We start from the raw sequence: 386 nt of genomic DNA, 5'->3' as shown, positions 1-386 counted from the left end.
GTAATGTGTTCAGTTGACCGGTACTAATAGGCCGAGGACTTAACAAATCCTTTAAGCAGCGCGTGACACGCCGCCAGAAAATCGCACCCACTATGTTCATCTGAAACAACACACCACAGCAGCCCCCTGTCGATGACGGGGTGTGCGCCACGGTGAACAAGGATGAACAATTCCATACGACACCAACGCCGAACCCCCACCCCTTTCACGGGACGGGTTCACGGCCGAGGCGTCCAGGAAACCCCCGCACCAGTGATACGTGGTGTGTGTTGTTTCGAGGATGTTTCGGTGGTCATGGCGAAGGGGAAACGCCCGGTCCCATTCCGAACCCGGAAGCTAAGCCCTTCAGCGCCGATGGTACTGCCCTGGGAACGGGGTGGGAGAGT

At 57.5% G+C, this 386-nt stretch carries 1 rRNA gene; it reads left to right on the top strand.

Features of this window, described 5'->3' with window-relative positions:
* Positions 1-284: 284 nt before the first annotated feature.
* Positions 285-386, top strand: a 5S ribosomal RNA gene (gene rrf / locus QSK10_RS34170); the annotation flags it as partial.

This window comes from Actinorhabdospora filicis, from assembly GCF_030269765.1.
Lineage (GTDB): Bacteria > Actinomycetota > Actinomycetes > Mycobacteriales > Micromonosporaceae > Actinorhabdospora > Actinorhabdospora filicis.
The sequence above is the reverse complement of the archived record's forward strand: the minus strand, read 5'-3'. Positions and strand labels throughout refer to the sequence as shown.